The organism is Streptomyces sp. NPDC001339, from assembly GCF_042895955.1.
GTDB lineage: Bacteria > Actinomycetota > Actinomycetes > Streptomycetales > Streptomycetaceae > Streptomyces.
In genome coordinates, this window is record NZ_JBIAWT010000007.1 from 50499 (window position 1) to 64292 (window position 13794).

At 72.6% G+C, this 13794-nt stretch carries 12 protein-coding genes and 1 riboswitch; of the genes, 6 read left to right on the forward strand and 6 right to left on the reverse strand.

Annotated features, from left to right (window positions below; translation table 11 throughout):
- Positions 1-5 precede the first annotated feature (5 nt).
- From ACFY12_RS21175 to ACFY12_RS21195, 5 genes are read right to left on the reverse strand one after another with little or no spacing between them, the layout of a single operon-like run.
- On the reverse strand, positions 6-842 hold the full coding sequence (locus tag ACFY12_RS21175; RefSeq protein ID WP_390717393.1) for an ECF transporter S component: 837 nt from the start codon (positions 840-842) through the stop codon (positions 6-8).
- Positions 839-2458, reverse strand: coding sequence for an ABC transporter ATP-binding protein (locus ACFY12_RS21180; protein ID WP_390717394.1), 1620 nt, complete (start codon positions 2456-2458; stop codon positions 839-841). Before ACFY12_RS21180 ends, ACFY12_RS21175 begins: the two co-directional genes overlap by 4 nt.
- On the reverse strand, positions 2455-3687 hold the full coding sequence (locus ACFY12_RS21185; RefSeq protein ID WP_390717395.1) for an energy-coupling factor transporter transmembrane protein EcfT: 1233 nt from the start codon (positions 3685-3687) through the stop codon (positions 2455-2457). Before ACFY12_RS21185 ends, ACFY12_RS21180 begins: the two co-directional genes overlap by 4 nt.
- A complete protein-coding gene (locus ACFY12_RS21190) occupies positions 3684-4505 on the reverse strand; it encodes an SCO2322 family protein (protein ID WP_390717396.1) in 822 nt (273 codons plus the stop codon). Before ACFY12_RS21190 ends, ACFY12_RS21185 begins: the two co-directional genes overlap by 4 nt.
- On the reverse strand, positions 4505-5833 hold the full coding sequence (locus tag ACFY12_RS21195; RefSeq protein WP_390717397.1) for a prenyltransferase/squalene oxidase repeat-containing protein: 1329 nt from the start codon (positions 5831-5833) through the stop codon (positions 4505-4507). The genes ACFY12_RS21190 and ACFY12_RS21195 overlap by 1 nt, the downstream gene beginning before the upstream one ends.
- A 185-nt stretch (positions 5834-6018) precedes the next feature.
- A riboswitch (cobalamin riboswitch) is annotated at positions 6019-6171 on the reverse strand.
- A 273-nt stretch (positions 6172-6444) separates the two neighbouring features.
- On the opposite strand from ACFY12_RS21195, the gene ACFY12_RS21200 reads away from it, so the two are divergent.
- The 3 genes from ACFY12_RS21200 to ACFY12_RS21210 all read left to right on the forward strand — a co-directional run bounded on the left by ACFY12_RS21200 (position 6445) and on the right by ACFY12_RS21210 (position 9343).
- The gene (locus ACFY12_RS21200; protein ID WP_390717398.1) at positions 6445-7896 is read left to right on the forward strand and encodes an aldehyde dehydrogenase; all 1452 of its coding nucleotides are present in this window, start codon (positions 6445-6447) and stop codon (positions 7894-7896) included.
- Positions 7896-8129: a ferredoxin gene (locus tag ACFY12_RS21205; protein ID WP_390717399.1), complete on the forward strand. Its 234-nt coding sequence runs from the start codon at positions 7896-7898 to the stop codon at positions 8127-8129. The genes ACFY12_RS21200 and ACFY12_RS21205 overlap by 1 nt, the downstream gene beginning before the upstream one ends.
- 122 nt (positions 8130-8251) lie before the next feature.
- Complete coding sequence (locus ACFY12_RS21210; RefSeq protein WP_390717400.1) at positions 8252-9343, forward strand: ATP-grasp domain-containing protein; 1092 nt, start codon at positions 8252-8254, stop codon at positions 9341-9343.
- A 67-nt stretch (positions 9344-9410) separates the two neighbouring features.
- On the opposite strand, the gene ACFY12_RS21215 is transcribed toward ACFY12_RS21210, so the two are convergent.
- Complete coding sequence (locus ACFY12_RS21215; protein WP_390717401.1) at positions 9411-10049, reverse strand: TetR family transcriptional regulator; 639 nt, start codon at positions 10047-10049, stop codon at positions 9411-9413.
- Between the two features lie 426 nt (positions 10050-10475).
- Between ACFY12_RS21215 and ACFY12_RS21220 the strand changes: the two genes are divergently transcribed.
- The 3 genes from ACFY12_RS21220 (at position 10476) to ACFY12_RS21230 (ending at position 13690) form a co-directional block, all read left to right on the forward strand.
- Complete coding sequence (locus ACFY12_RS21220) at positions 10476-11744, forward strand: glycosyltransferase family 4 protein (protein WP_390717840.1); 1269 nt, start codon at positions 10476-10478, stop codon at positions 11742-11744.
- Positions 11745-11852: 108 nt separating this feature from the next.
- Positions 11853-12623: a class I SAM-dependent methyltransferase gene (locus ACFY12_RS21225; protein WP_390717402.1), complete on the forward strand. Its 771-nt coding sequence runs from the start codon at positions 11853-11855 to the stop codon at positions 12621-12623.
- Positions 12620-13690: a prenyltransferase/squalene oxidase repeat-containing protein gene (locus tag ACFY12_RS21230; RefSeq protein WP_390717403.1), complete on the forward strand. Its 1071-nt coding sequence runs from the start codon at positions 12620-12622 to the stop codon at positions 13688-13690. Before ACFY12_RS21225 ends, ACFY12_RS21230 begins: the two co-directional genes overlap by 4 nt.
- Positions 13691-13794 lie beyond the last annotated feature (104 nt).

Here is a 13794-nt window from a genome sequence, read left to right on the forward strand (position 1 = left end):
CCCCATCATGGCGGAGGTGCGGGAGAGGAGGAACGCCGGAACGCCGCGGGGGCGTCGAAGGCGGCCCGGCGGGTGGCCCGGCGCAGGGCCTTGAGGAGGGTGCCGCCCAGGGTGAAGGTGAGGAGCACGGTGACCACGGCGCGGGGCAGGTCCCAGCCGAGGGACGTGGCCAGGCAATAGGCGATGTACCGGGCGAGGTTCTGATCGAGAGGGTCGCCGGGGACGAAGGAGACGCCCGAGGCCATACCGGCGATATAGGGCCAGCCCTGGAGGTTCATGATCACGCCGTAGAGCACGGCGGCGACCGCGCCGTACGCGGCGAGCATGACCAGTTCGCGGCGCCCCCGCAGCCGGTCGGGCCCCGGCAGCAGGCCGGCGCCCATCGACACCCATCCCATCGCCAGCATCTGGAACGGCAGCCAGGGACCGACGCCGCCGGTCAGCAGCGCCGAGGCGAACATCGCCACGGAACCCAGGACGAAGCCGAAGCCGGGACCGAGCACCCGGCCCGACAGCACCAGCAGGAAGAACATCGGCTCGATACCGGCCGTCCCCGCGCCCAGCGGGCGCAACGCCGCTCCGGCCGCCGCCAGCACGCCGAGCATCGCGATGGCCTTCGCGTCCAGGCCGGTGTCGGCGATGGTCGCCACGACCACGGCGAGCAGCAACGGCAGCAGCGCGGCGAACAGCCAGGGCGCGTCCTGGGAATGGGCGAGCCCGGACGCGGAGTCGGCGAGCAGCGGCCACCCGAAGGCCATCACACCGGTGAGCGAGACCAGGGTCAGCGCGGCGATGGAGCGGGGCCCGAGGCGTACGGGGCGGGCCTGGCGGGCCGGGGTCATCCGGTGGCCTCCAGGGCGTGTGCCACCTGGGGAACGGTCAGCCAGGGCAGCGGGGCCAGCACCTTGGCGACCTGCGGGGCGAAGGAGGGAGAGGAGACGACGACCTCTTCGGTGGGACCGTCGGCGACGGCCTCACCGTCCGCCAGGATCACCACACGGTGCGCCAGTTCGGCGGCGAGTTCCACATCATGGGTGGCCAGGACGACGGCGTGGCCCTCGGCCGCCAGGCCGCGCAGCACCTCGATCAGGCGGGCCTTGGCCGCGTAGTCCAGCCCGCGGGTGGGCTCGTCGAGGAGGAGCAGCGGAGGGCGGGCGGTCAGGACGACGGCGAGGGCGAGGGCGAGCCGCTGGCCCTCGGACAGGTCGCGGGGGTGGACGGAATCGGGAACATCGGGCAGCAGCCTGCCGACCAGGGCCCGGCAGCTGCCCGCGGGGGCGTCCGCGTCCTGGTCGGCCGCGGCGCACTCGGCGGCGACGGTGTCGGCGTAGAGGAGGTCGCGGGGTTCCTGGGGGACGAGGCCGACGTGCCGCAGCAGGGTGCGCGGGCTGGTGCGGTGCGGGACGGCACCGCCGACCCGTACCGACCCGGAGGACGGCTCGTGCATGCCGACGAGCGTGGTGAGGAGGGTGGACTTGCCCGCACCGTTGCGGCCCATCAGCGCGATGATCTCGCCGCCCCGGACCGTCAGGTCCACCCGGTGCAGTGCGTCGGTCCGTCCCCGGCGGACGCCGAGCCCGGAAACCTCCGCGACCGCACCGGAGCGCACGTCCGGGATGTCGCCGCGGACGGGCACGGTCGCCCGGCCCAGCCGCTCGCGGAGCGGGGCGGCCTTGCGCCGGGCGTCGCGTACGGACAGCGGCAGGGGCGACCAGCCGGCGAGACGGCCGAGCGCCACGACCGGCGGGTGGACGGGAGAGACGGCCATGACGTCGGCCGGGGCGCCCATGACCGGGGGTGCGCCGGGGGAGGGGAGGAGGATGACCTGGTCGGCGTAGTGCACGACGCGTTCCAGGCGGTGTTCGGCCAGGAGGACGGTGGTTCCCAGGTCGTGGACCAGGCGCTGGAGTACGGAGAGCACCTCTTCGGCGGCGGCCGGGTCGAGGGCCGAGGTCGGCTCGTCGAGGACCAGGACCTTGGGGTGGGTGGTGAGCACCGAACCGATCGCCACCCGCTGCATCTGGCCGCCCGAGAGGGTGGTGAGGGCGCGGTCGCGCAGATCGGCGAGGCCCAGCAGGTCCAGGGTCTCCTCGACGCGGCGGCGCATCACGTCGGGGGCGAGGCCGAGCGACTCCATGCCGTAGGCGAGTTCGTCCTCGACGGTGTCGGTGACGAAGTGGGACAGCGGGTCCTGGCCCACGGTGCCGACGACATCGGCGAGTTCACGTGGTTTGTGGGTGCGGGTGTCGCGGCCGTCGACGGTGACGCGGCCGTGCAGGGTGCCGCCGGTGAAGTGCGGGACGAGTCCGCAGACGGCGTTCAGGAGGGTGGACTTGCCCACGCCGGAGGGGCCGACCAGGAGGCACAGTTCGCCCTCGGGGACGGTCAGATCGATGCCCTGGACGGCGGGCGCCGCGGCGTCGCCGTACGTGACCGAGACCTGCTCGAACCGGATCACTGGGTGGGCTCCTTCTTGTGCCGCTCGTTTTCGTGCCGCTCGTGCTTCTCGTACGTCTCGAGCTTCTCGTACGTCTCGTACTTCCTCTGCTTCCCGTGCTTTACGGATTCCTCGTGTGCCGATGCCGATGCCGATGCCGATGCCACGGCCGGGGGCGGGGCCGGCGCCACGATCGCCGGAAGCAGTCCGAGGAGGACGGCCGCGGCCGGCCAGAGGGGGAGGACGGGAGCGGTGAGGGGGACCGCGGGCGGGTGCAGGGCGGCGGGAGCGTAGGCGCTGGCCCAGATCATCGCGGCGGCCACGGCGATACCGGAGCCCGCGACGAGGCAGGCGCGCGGGCCCCAGCGCTCCGGGCGGTACCGGGTGCGGACCGAGCGGCGGCCGCCGAGCCACAGTCCGCCGAGCGCCGCGGCCAGTCCGCCGAGCAGCAGCGGCAGCCCGTAGCCGCCCCCGGTGCCGCCCAACAGGCCGTACGTACCGGCGCAGATGCCGAGCAGGCCGCCGAGGGTGAGCGCGGAGGTGGTGTGCCGTACGGCGCGCGGCACCTGTGCGCTCCGGCCGTAGCCGCGGGCGTCCATGGCCGCGGCCAGCGCCACCGAACGCTCCAACGCGCCCTCCAGCACCGGCAGACCGACCTGGAGCAGCGCCTTGAACCCGCGGTCGGGGCGGCCGCGCAGCCGGCGCGCGGCGCGCAGCCGCTGGACGTCGGCGACCAGGTTCGGTGCGAAGGTCATGGCGACGACGACCGCCACGCCCGCCTCGTACAGCGCGCCCGGCAGGGACTTCAGCAGCCGGGCCGGGCTGGCGAGCGCGTTGGCGGCGCCGACGCAGATCAGGAGGGTGGCCAGCTTCAGCCCCTCGTACAGCGTGAAGAGCATGCCCTCCGCGGTGACCCGGCCACCGAGCCGGACGCCCTGCGCCCAGTCCGGCAGGGGCACTTCGGGCAGGGTGAACAGGGTGTGGGTACCGGGAACGGGCGTGCCGAGAACGACCCCGAAGACCAGCCGGATGGCGATCACGACCAGGCCGAGCTTGACGAACGCGCCGTACGAACGGGCCCACGGCGCATCCGTACGACGGACCGCGACCACATAGCCGGCCACTCCCACCAGGAGTCCCAGCAGCAGCGGGTTGGTGGTGCGGGAGGCCGCGGTGGCCAGTCCGAGCGCCCACAGCCACCAGGCGCCGGCGTGCAGCGCGGTGGTACGGGTCGCCTGCGGGGCGCTCATCCGCGTCGGCGGCGCGCCTGCCACACGGCCGCCGCGCCCAGTACGACGACGGCCGCGACACCGCCGAGCAGCCCGGCGGACGGCCCGCCGCTGTCCTCCCCGCTGCCGTCCTCCGCGCCGCTGCCCTTCGCCGCGGTGTTCTTCCCGCCGCCGTCCTTCGTCCCGCCGGGTCCGCCGGAGCCGGATCCGTCCGACCCCTTCGACCCGTTCACCTGGTCCCCGCAGCCCGCCTTCGGGTACCCGGCGATGGCGCACAGCAACGCGCTGGAGTCGTAGCGCAGCGGCGGCGCGACCGCGGCCAGCGCCTCACCCGCCGAGGCATCCTCGGGCACCTGGGCGCACTCCGTCCGGGCCTTCGGCGGCCGTTCGCCGTCCGGCGCGTCCGAGGCGGTGCCGAAGTCGAGGACGACGCCGATCCGCTTACGGCCGTCCTTGGCGGGCGTATCGCGGCAGATCGCGTCGAAGTCCGCGGCCGTACGCGGCGTGCCGGCCGCCGCGGAGTCGGCGCTGACGGTGAAGCGGAAGCCCTCGACCGTGCCATCGGCGGGCCGTACGGTGGCCGGCCCCGCGGTGGCGTACGTCCAGGAACCGGAGCCGCTCGGGCCACTGCCGCCCTTGGCCTCCGCGCCCTGCCAGAAGGACCAGTAGCGGTACTCCTGGGCCTGGGCCGGCCCGGCGCCCAGACCGACGACCGCACCGGCCAGCAGCACCGCCCCGAAGACCCGCCCGGGACGTGTCAGCAGCGTCAGCCGTATCAGCCGCGCCGGTTCGGTACGCCCCGTCCCCCACCTCTGCCGCGCCGGCCACGTCCGCCGCATCAGAGATCGTTCTTCTTCCTGCGGCCGCTCAGCAGGAAGCCGATGCCGGCACCGATGGCGAGCCCGATGCCGATGACCAACCAGAGGCCGAAGCCGCCGCCGCTGTCCTTGGAGTCCTCGGCTTCGCCGGACGTGTCCGAGCCGTTGCCGTCCTTCTCGTTCACCGAGGCCGGCTTGGGGCCGGTCGCGTTCAGCGCGGCGACCAGGTCCGTACCGCCGAACGACCGCGGGTCGGTACCGGTGGCGTGCGCGGCCAGCACCAGCTGGGCGTACGCGGCCGGGCCGCTCTGCTCGGCCCAGCCCGCCGCGTTCCGCTCCAGCCACTTCAGCGGCTTCTGGGCCGCGGAGCCGTGCCCACCGGCCGCCAGCGCGACCACGGCATCGGCGGTGTTGCCGACATCGGGCTGCTTCTCCTGACCCGGCATCGCGGAGGGCAGATGCTGCTCGTTCGCGTCGAGCTGTGCGACGAGGTAGGCGGCACCGGCGTCCGCTGCCCGGTCCCGTCCCGCCGTCCCCTGCTGCTTGCCGTCCTCGCAGCTCAGCGGGTTGACCGGGGTGTCCTGACGGTCACCGGAAGGTGCCACGACGAAGCCCTTGCCGAGCGCGCCGGTGGCCGCGGCCGCCGTGGCGTCCGCGTTCGGCGCCGCTCCCTTGAGCTGGAAGGTGAACGCGCCGCGCTCGCCCTCCTTGACGTCGGCGTCGCAGCCCAGCTGGAAGGTGAGCAGCCCGTCGTACGGGTTCTTGCCGCCCTTCCGGGACGTGACCGACTCCGGCTTCTCGCCGGCCGCCGTGAGCGCGCCGATCACCACGGAGGTGGAGTTGGCGTCGCTGGGCGAGCCGGGCATCGAGCTCCAGCCGCCGTCGTCGTTCTGCACCGACTTCAGCCAGTCCACGGCCTTCTTCACGGCGTCGCCGTGCCCGCCGAGGGCGGCCAGTGCCTGCACCGCGGCGGCCGTCTGGTTGGTGTCCCGCATCGTCTTGGCGTCGCAGGCCTTGCCCGGCTCGGCACGGAAGGCGGCGAACGAGCCGTCCGCGCACTGCTGCCCAGCCAGCCAGTCCACGGCCGGCGCCGCGGGCCGTACGCCCACCGTGTGCTGTGCCAGCAGCGCCAGCGACTGCCGCCAGACGCCGTCGTACTGCGGGTCCTTCGTGCCGTACAGCCCGCTCGGCAGCTTGCCGGCCGACGGGGCCGGCGACGGAGCGTCCGCGAACGCGGCGGGAGCCGCGGCCGTGCCCAGCACCGCCGCGGCAGCCAGCGCCGTGGCGGCGCGGCGTGCCAGGAAGGCGACGGGGTGCGTCAGCGGAGCGTGGGGAGCCATGGAAGCCATGGGGGCCATCGGGTCGGTGCCTCTCGGTTCGGGTCGCGGCGATGGTACGGAGCCGCGCTCGGCAGGCCGCGCGCGCCGATCCTGCGATCGGGCGCGCGAGGACACCGGGCTCAGCTCCGCATACCTCGACGGTGCCGCACGCCGGGCCGTCCGCCCAGGTGGGCGGCTTACGGTTCCGGTGGCGGGAGCCTTGGTCGTGCCCCATCGGGTGCTCCGGCTCGTACGGCCGGGTGCGGCGCGCGGGCCGGGCCAGCCGTCCTCACGGTTGCGGGTCAGCGCCGGATTTCCACCGGCTTCCCCCGATCAGGTACGGATGAAGTTGTCCCGCCCACCTTAACCGGCGCCGCCCCGGATCCCGACGGGTCGGCGACAGGCATCGAGCATTTCTGCTATTCCGGGCATTTCGGCCATACCGGGTTAAGTGGTCGAGCTCATGCCGTGGACGTCTCGTCATGGACTCCTTCTCATGAACCCCCTCTCACGAACCCCCTCTCACGAACCCCCTCTCAAGGACTCCTTCTCATGGACTCCTGCAACTAGAACTGGTATCAGTTCCTGACGGTAGGGAGCACCGGCGTCGGACAGCGGCCAACCCGCAGGAGGCGGCAGCGATGAGCGACCTCGTCGAGCACGGAAAGCTCTACATAGGCGGTGAGTTGGCCGATCCGGCCGGCCGGGACGTGATCGAGGTCGTCTCACCGCACACCGAACAGGTCATCGGCCGGGTCCCGCACGCCTCGCGGGACGATGTCGACCGCGCGGTGTCGGCCGCCCGCACGTCCTTCGACTCCGGGGTCTGGGCGCATGCCCCGCTGGCGGACCGGATCGCGGTGGTGACCCGTATCAAGGACGCCTTCGCGGCCCGTAGCGAGGAGTTCGCCAAGGTCATCAGCTCCGAGAACGGCACCCCGTACACCTCCGGCGTCATGGTGCAGTCGCTGGCCGCGGTGCTGGCCTGGGACGCGGCGCTGACGGTGGCCCGCGACTTCTCGTTCGAAGAGCGGCGGGACGGTGTGCTGGGACCGATCCTCGTCCGGCGCGAGCCGGTCGGGGTGGTGGCGGCCGTAGTGCCCTGGAACGTCCCGCAGTTCACCGCCGCGGCCAAGCTCGCGCCCGCGCTGCTGGCGGGCTGCTCGGCGGTACTGAAGGTGTCGCCGGAGACCCCGCTGGACGCATATCTGCTGGCGGAGATCGTCACCGAGGCCGGGCTGCCGGAAGGGGTGCTGTCGATTCTGCCCGCGGACCGCGAGGTCAGCGAGTACTTGGTCGGGCATCCGGGAGTGGACAAGGTGTCGTTCACCGGCTCGGTCGCGGCCGGCAAACGGGTCATGGAGGTCGCCGCCCGCAACCTCAGCCGGGTCACCCTCGAACTCGGAGGCAAATCCGCGGCGTTGATCCTGCCGGATGCGGACCTGGACGCTGCGGTGGCCGGCATCGTGCCGTTCGCCTGGATGATCAACGGCCAGGCCTGCGTGGCCCAGACGCGGATCCTCGCGCCGCGCGCCCGCTACGACGAGATCGCCGAACGGTTCGCGGCGGCCGCCGACGCGCTCACCGTCGGCGACCCACTGGATCCGGCCACCGAGGTCGGGCCGCTGGTCGCCCGCCGCCAACAGCAGCGCTCTCTGGACTACATCGCGCTCGGGCGGGAGGAAGGCGCCAAGGTCCTGACGGGCGGCGGGCGGCCGAAGGGGCAGCCGACGGGCTGGTACGTCGAGCCGACCCTCTTCGGCGAGGTCGCCAACTCCATGCGGATCGCGCGTGAGGAGATCTTCGGCCCGGTCATCTGCCTGCTGCCGTACGAGGACGAGGCGGAGGCGGTACGGATCGCCAACGACTCGGAGTACGGCCTTTCGGGCTCGGTCTGGACCGCCGACGTCGAGCACGGCACGGACATCGCCCGGCAGGTGCGTACCGGTACGTACTCGGTGAACACCTTCAGCATCGACATGCTGGGCCCGTTCGGCGGCTACAAGAACTCCGGTATCGGCCGGGAGTTCGGCCCCGAGGGCTTCGGTGCCTACCTGGAGCACAAGATGATCCATCTGCCGGCGGGTGCCTGATGGCGGACCGCTGGCGGGTCGAGGTGGATCGGAGGGTGTGCATCGGATCGGGGATGTGCGTCGCCATGGCGCCGGACGGCTTCCGGCTGGACCCGGCCCGGCAGTCGCACCCTACGGCGACGGAGGCGGACGCCGCGGAGAGCCTGCTGGCGGCGGCCGAGGGCTGTCCGGTGGAGGCGATCGTCCTCACCGCCGCCGGTGGTGGTGAGGCGGTCTTCCCGCCGGAGGAGTGACCAGGGGAGTAACCAGAGGAGTGAAGGGTCTCCGGGAAGCGGGAAGCGGGAAGCGGGAAGCGGGTACGGGCGCGGGCCGGCGGGGACGGCATCCGGCGGCCGCGGTGCGGCAGAATCCGGATATGCGTCTGGTGATTCTTTGTGGTGGAGAGAGTTCGGAGCGAGACGTCTCCCTGGCCTCGGGCTGGTCGGTCGCCCGGGCCGCGCTGGAGCGGGGACACGAGGTGGTGCTGGTCGACCCGGCCGCCGAAGTGCCGGTTCTGGCCGGGCCGCTGCGACCCGGTGACCCGGTCGACGCGGTCGGGGTGGGGAAGGAGCCGCCGTCCCCGCTGGACCGGCATCGGTTGCGGCGACGTATGCACGCCGCCCTGACCGGCGGCCCGGTCCTCGATCTGCTGCGCGGGGCCGAGTCGGTGTTCCTGGCGCTGCACGGCGGCTGGGGCGAGGACGGGCATGTGCAGGCGCTGCTGGAGATGGCCGGTGTGCGGTTCACCGGTGCGGGCAGCGCGGCCTGCGCGGCGGCGTGGCACAAGGGGCGGGCGCAGGCGGTGCTGGGCGCCGCGGGTGTGCCGGTGGCCGAGCGGGTGCTGTGGCGGCCCGGGGCGGGCGAGGCGCCGCAGGACGTGCAGCGGCTGGTGGGGGCAGGCCCGGTGGTGGCCAAGCCGGTTGCGGACGGTTCGAGTGTGGCGGTCCACCGGGTCGACTCGCTGTCACAGCTGGCACAGGTGGCGGCCGAGGTGCACGCCGCAAACTCCGCAAACTCCGCAAACTCCGAAGACTCCGCATACTCCGAAGACTCCGGAGGCGGTGAGCTGCTGGTGGAACCGTTCCTTCCGGGGCGGGAGTTCACCGTGGCCGTGGTCGGCGACGAGGTGCTCCCCGTGGTCGAGATCGAGCTGACGACACCGTTGTTCGACTACGCCGCCAAGTACCAGCCCGGGGCGGTCGGCGAGGTGTGTCCGGCGCGGATTCCGGCCGACTTCGCCGGCCGGTTGCAGGAGTTGGCACTCCGCGCCCACCAGGCGCTGGGGTTCGGCAGCGGCACGTACTCACGCACCGACTTCCGCTGCGACGCCGGAGGCGAGCCGATGTGCCTGGAGACGAACGCGCTCCCGGGCCTTACGGCGACGAGCCTGGTGCCGCGCGCGGCGGCCGGTGCCGGTTGGACCTACCCCGATCTGATTCAGCGCATCGTGGACCTCGCGACGCGCTGAGCGCGGACGCCTTGAGGCGTGCGGACGCCTGCCCTCTGCTGCCCGCTATCCCTGCCACTGCCCGCAATCACTGCCCCTGCCCCTGCCCCGGCGCCGTGACGTCGATGAGTCGGCACACCGTCTCGATATCTATCTTCACCTGGGCGATCGAGGCGCGCCCGGACAGCCAGGTGATCAGCGCCGAGTGCCAGGTGTGCTCGATGACCCGGACCGCGGACAACTGCTCGGGGGTGGCGGGCCCGTCCAGGCCCATCGCGTCGAGGATGATCGCCGTCGTCAGCCGGGAGACGGTGTCCACTTCGGGGCTCACCGACCGGTCCGCGAAGGTCAGCGCGCGCACCATCGCATCGGCGAGATGCGGCTCGCGCTGCAGTGCGCGGAAGGCCCGCATCAGGGTCTGGGCGACCCGCGCGCCCGGTTCCTGCTCGGACGGCGGCCGCTTGCGCAGGGTCTCGTGCATGTGCTGGAGCTGGTCCTGCATGGTGGCGACCAGCAGATGCACCTTGGAGGGGAAGTAGCGGTAGAGGGTGCCGAGCGCGACGCCGGAGGATTCGGCGACCTCGCGCATCTGCACGGCGTCGAAGCCGCCACGGGACGCCAGCTTGGCGCTGGTGTGCAGGATGCGGCGGCGTCGGGCCTCCTGACGCGCGGTCAGGGGAGGACTCGCGGGAAGCGTCGGCCTGGCCGCCCTGGATTCCGTAGTCATATTTCCCATTCCATGGCATTCCGTCCGCGATGCGGTGAGTGCCGGTGCTGTGATCGACACAGCATGGCAGGGGTGCGGGTGGTGGCGCGAATCACCTGGTACGGCTCTTCTCGCATCGTTCTCGGCCGGTAGATTCGAAGCTCGTGAACTGGTCGGTAGCTGCCGGTGGCTCAGCTCAACAGCTCGGCAGTTCTGAAACTTGTTCTAGATTACCGCCAGCGGTTACGCTCCGGCGAAAGTCCAGTGAGAAGGGGGCCGTGCGTGACCGCAGAGGCCGTCCGGGCAGCCGCGCGCGCCGAGGCCACCACCCCGAGCAACGACGGGCGCCCGTTGCGCACCGAGGCCACACCCCAGAGCAACCACGGGCGTCCGTTGCGCTCCGAAGCCACGCCCCAGAGCAACCACGGGCGTCCGTTGCGCATCGCGATGCTCACGTACAAGGGGAACCCGTTCTGCGGCGGACAGGGCGTCTACGTACGCCACCTCTCGCGCGAACTGGCCCGCCTCGGCCACACCGTCGAGGTCATCGGCTCCCAGCCGTATCCGGTCCTCGACGGGGGCGTGACCCTGACCGAGCTGCCCAGCCTGGACCTCTACCGGCAGCCTGACCCGTTCCGCACGCCGAAGCGCGGCGAGTACCGCGACTGGATCGACGCCCTCGAGGTCGGCACGATGTGGACCGGCGGCTTCCCCGAGCCGCTGACCTTCTCGCTCCGTGCCCGTCGCCACCTCGCCGCCCGCCGCGGCCAGTTCGACGTCATCCACGACAACCAGACCCTCGGTTACGGCCTGCTCGGCGGCCCGGGCGCGCTCGGCGCCCCGCTGGTCACCACGATCCACCACCCCATCACCGTCGATCGGCGGCTCGATCTGGCGGCCGCCCAGGACTGGAAGCGCCGCACCTCGGTCCGTCGCTGGTACGGCTTCACCCGGATGCAGAAGCGCGTGGCCCGCCGGCTGCCGTCCGTGCTCACCGTCTCAGGGTCCTCCCGCCAGGAGATCGTCGACGACCTCGGCGTACGCCCCGACCGGATCCATGTGGTCCCCATCGGCGCCGACACCGATCTGTTCTCGCCGGATCCGGCCGTCGCCGAGGTGCCGGGCCGGATCGTCACCACCTCCAGCGCCGACGTCCCCCTCAAGGGCCTGATCCACCTCGTCGAGGCGCTCGCCAAGGTGCGCACCGAGCATCCCGACGCCCACCTGGTGGTCGTCGGCAAGCGCGCCGACGACGGGCCGGTCGCCGCCGCCATCGAACGGCTCGGGCTGGGGGACGGTTCCGGCGCCATCGAGTTCGTCAAGGGCATCACCGACGGCGAACTCGTCGACCTCGTCCGCAGCGCCCAGGTCGCCTGCGTCCCCTCCCTCTACGAGGGCTTCTCGCTGCCCGCCGCCGAGGCGATGGCCACCGGCACCCCGCTGCTGGCCACGACCGGCGGCGCCATCCCCGAGGTCGCCGGGCCCGATGGCGAGACCTGTCTCGCGGTACCCCCGGGTGACGCCGGAGCGCTGGCGGCCGGGCTGCTCCGCCTCCTGGGTGACGAGGAGCTCCGCCACAGACTCGGCACTGCCGGCCGGGAGCGGGTGCTGGCCCGCTTCACCTGGCGACAGGCCGCCATCGGCACCGCCGAGCGCTACCGCGAGGCGATCGCCCTCCGGGGCGGCCGGACCGCGGCCCCCACCCCGGGTACGTAGACCGGCCGCACCGCCCCCCCACCTCCCATAGCCCTCCTCTAGCCCTCCCCCCACAACACCCCATAGCCCCCACCGCCACCACCCGCCGCCGGACGAAAGCAGAACGCCGTGCTGACCGTCGACTTCTCCCGCTTCCCGATCGCCCCGGGCGACCGCGTGCTCGACCTGGGGTGTGGTGCCGGCCGGCACGCCTTCGAGTGCTATCGGCGTGGCGCGCAGGTCGTCGCCCTCGACCAGAACGGTGACGAGATCCGCGAGGTCGCCAAGTGGTTCGCCGCTATGGAGGAGGCCGGGGAGGCCCCGGCGGGCGCCTCCGCCGTCGCCATGGAGGGCGATGCGCTGGCGCTGCCGTTCCCCGACGACAGCTTCGACGTCGTGATCATCTCCGAGGTGATGGAGCACATCCCGGACGACAAGGGCGTACTCGCCGAGATGGTGCGGGTGCTGCGCCCTGGCGGCCGGATCGCCGTCACCGTGCCCCGTTACGGACCGGAGAAGGTCTGCTGGGCGCTCAGCGACGCCTACCACGAGGTCGAGGGCGGCCATATCCGCATCTACCGGGGCGAGGAACTGCTCGGCAGGGTACGAGAGGCCGGCCTGGAGCCGTACGGCACGCACCATGCGCATGCGCTGCACAGCCCTTACTGGTGGCTCAAGTGCGCCTTTGGGGTGGACAACGACAAGGCGCTGCCGGTGCAGGCGTACCACAAGCTGCTGGTCTGGGACATCATGAAGAAGCCGCTGGCCACCCGGCTGGCCGAGCGGGCGCTCAACCCGGTCATCGGCAAGAGCTTCGTGGTCTACGCGACCAAGCCGCATCTGCCGGAGGCGGCCGCGGCTGACACGACGGCCAAGCGCTCCGCAGGGACCGCCAAGTGACGAGTCCCGGACGTACCGAACGGCTCGTCCTGCCAGGGGTGCTCACCGCCGAACAGGCGGCCCGTACGGTCGCCGGCATCCTGGCGACCCAGCGCGAGGACGGCGCGATCCCCTGGTTCCGGGGACACCACCTCGACCCGTGGGACCACACCGAAGCCGCCATGGCCCTGGACGCGGCCGGCGAACACGAGCGCGCCGAAGCCGCGTACGACTGGCTGGCGCGCCATCAGAACCCGGACGGGTCCTGGTACGCGGCCTACGCCGACGGTGACGCCGAGACCCCCACCGACCGCGGCCGGGAGACCAACTTCTGCGGCTATATCGCGGTCGGCGTCTGGCACCACTACCTGTCCACCGGCGACGATGCCTTCCTCGACCGGATGTGGCCCACGGTCTACGCGGCGATCGAGTACGTCCTGGAACTCCAGCAGCCCGGCGGCGCGATCGGCTGGAAGCGCGAGGACGACGGCACACCCGTGACCGACGCCCTGCTGACCGGCTCGTCCTCCCTCTACCAGGCGCTGCGCTGCGCCCTCGCGCTCGCCGAACAGCGCGAGGAACCGCAGCCCGACTGGGAGCTGGCCGTTGGCCGCCTCGGCCATGCGATACGCAGCCACCCCGAGCGGTTCCTGGACAAGGCCCGCTACTCCATGGACTGGTACTACCCCATCCTGGGCGGCGCGGTGCGCGGCGAGGAGGCCAGGCGCCGTATCGACGCGGACTGGGAGCGCTTCGTCGTGCCGGGCCTGGGCGTCCGCTGCGTCCTGCCCAACCCCTGGGTCACCGGTGGCGAGAGCGCGGAGCTGGCGCTGGCGCTGTGGGCGATGGGGGAGTCCGAGCGGGCCGTACAGATCCTCACGTGGATCCAGCACCTCCGCGCCGAGGACGGTATGTACTGGACCGGCTATGTCTTCGACGACGACGCGATCTGGCCACCGGAACGCACCGCCTGGACGGCCGGCTCGCTGCTGCTCGCGGTGGCGGCGGTGGGCGGCGACGAGGCCACGACCTCGGTCTTCGGCGGCGAACGACTGCCGACCGGCCTCGATCCGGACTGCTGCCGGTAGGCGTTCCGCCGCCGACGGCGGCCTTCCTCGGCCCTCCCCCTGCTGCGTACGGGCGCCTGCCCGGGTCCCGGCCCGGCTCCCGGCCCGGGTCCCGGCCTGGGGCC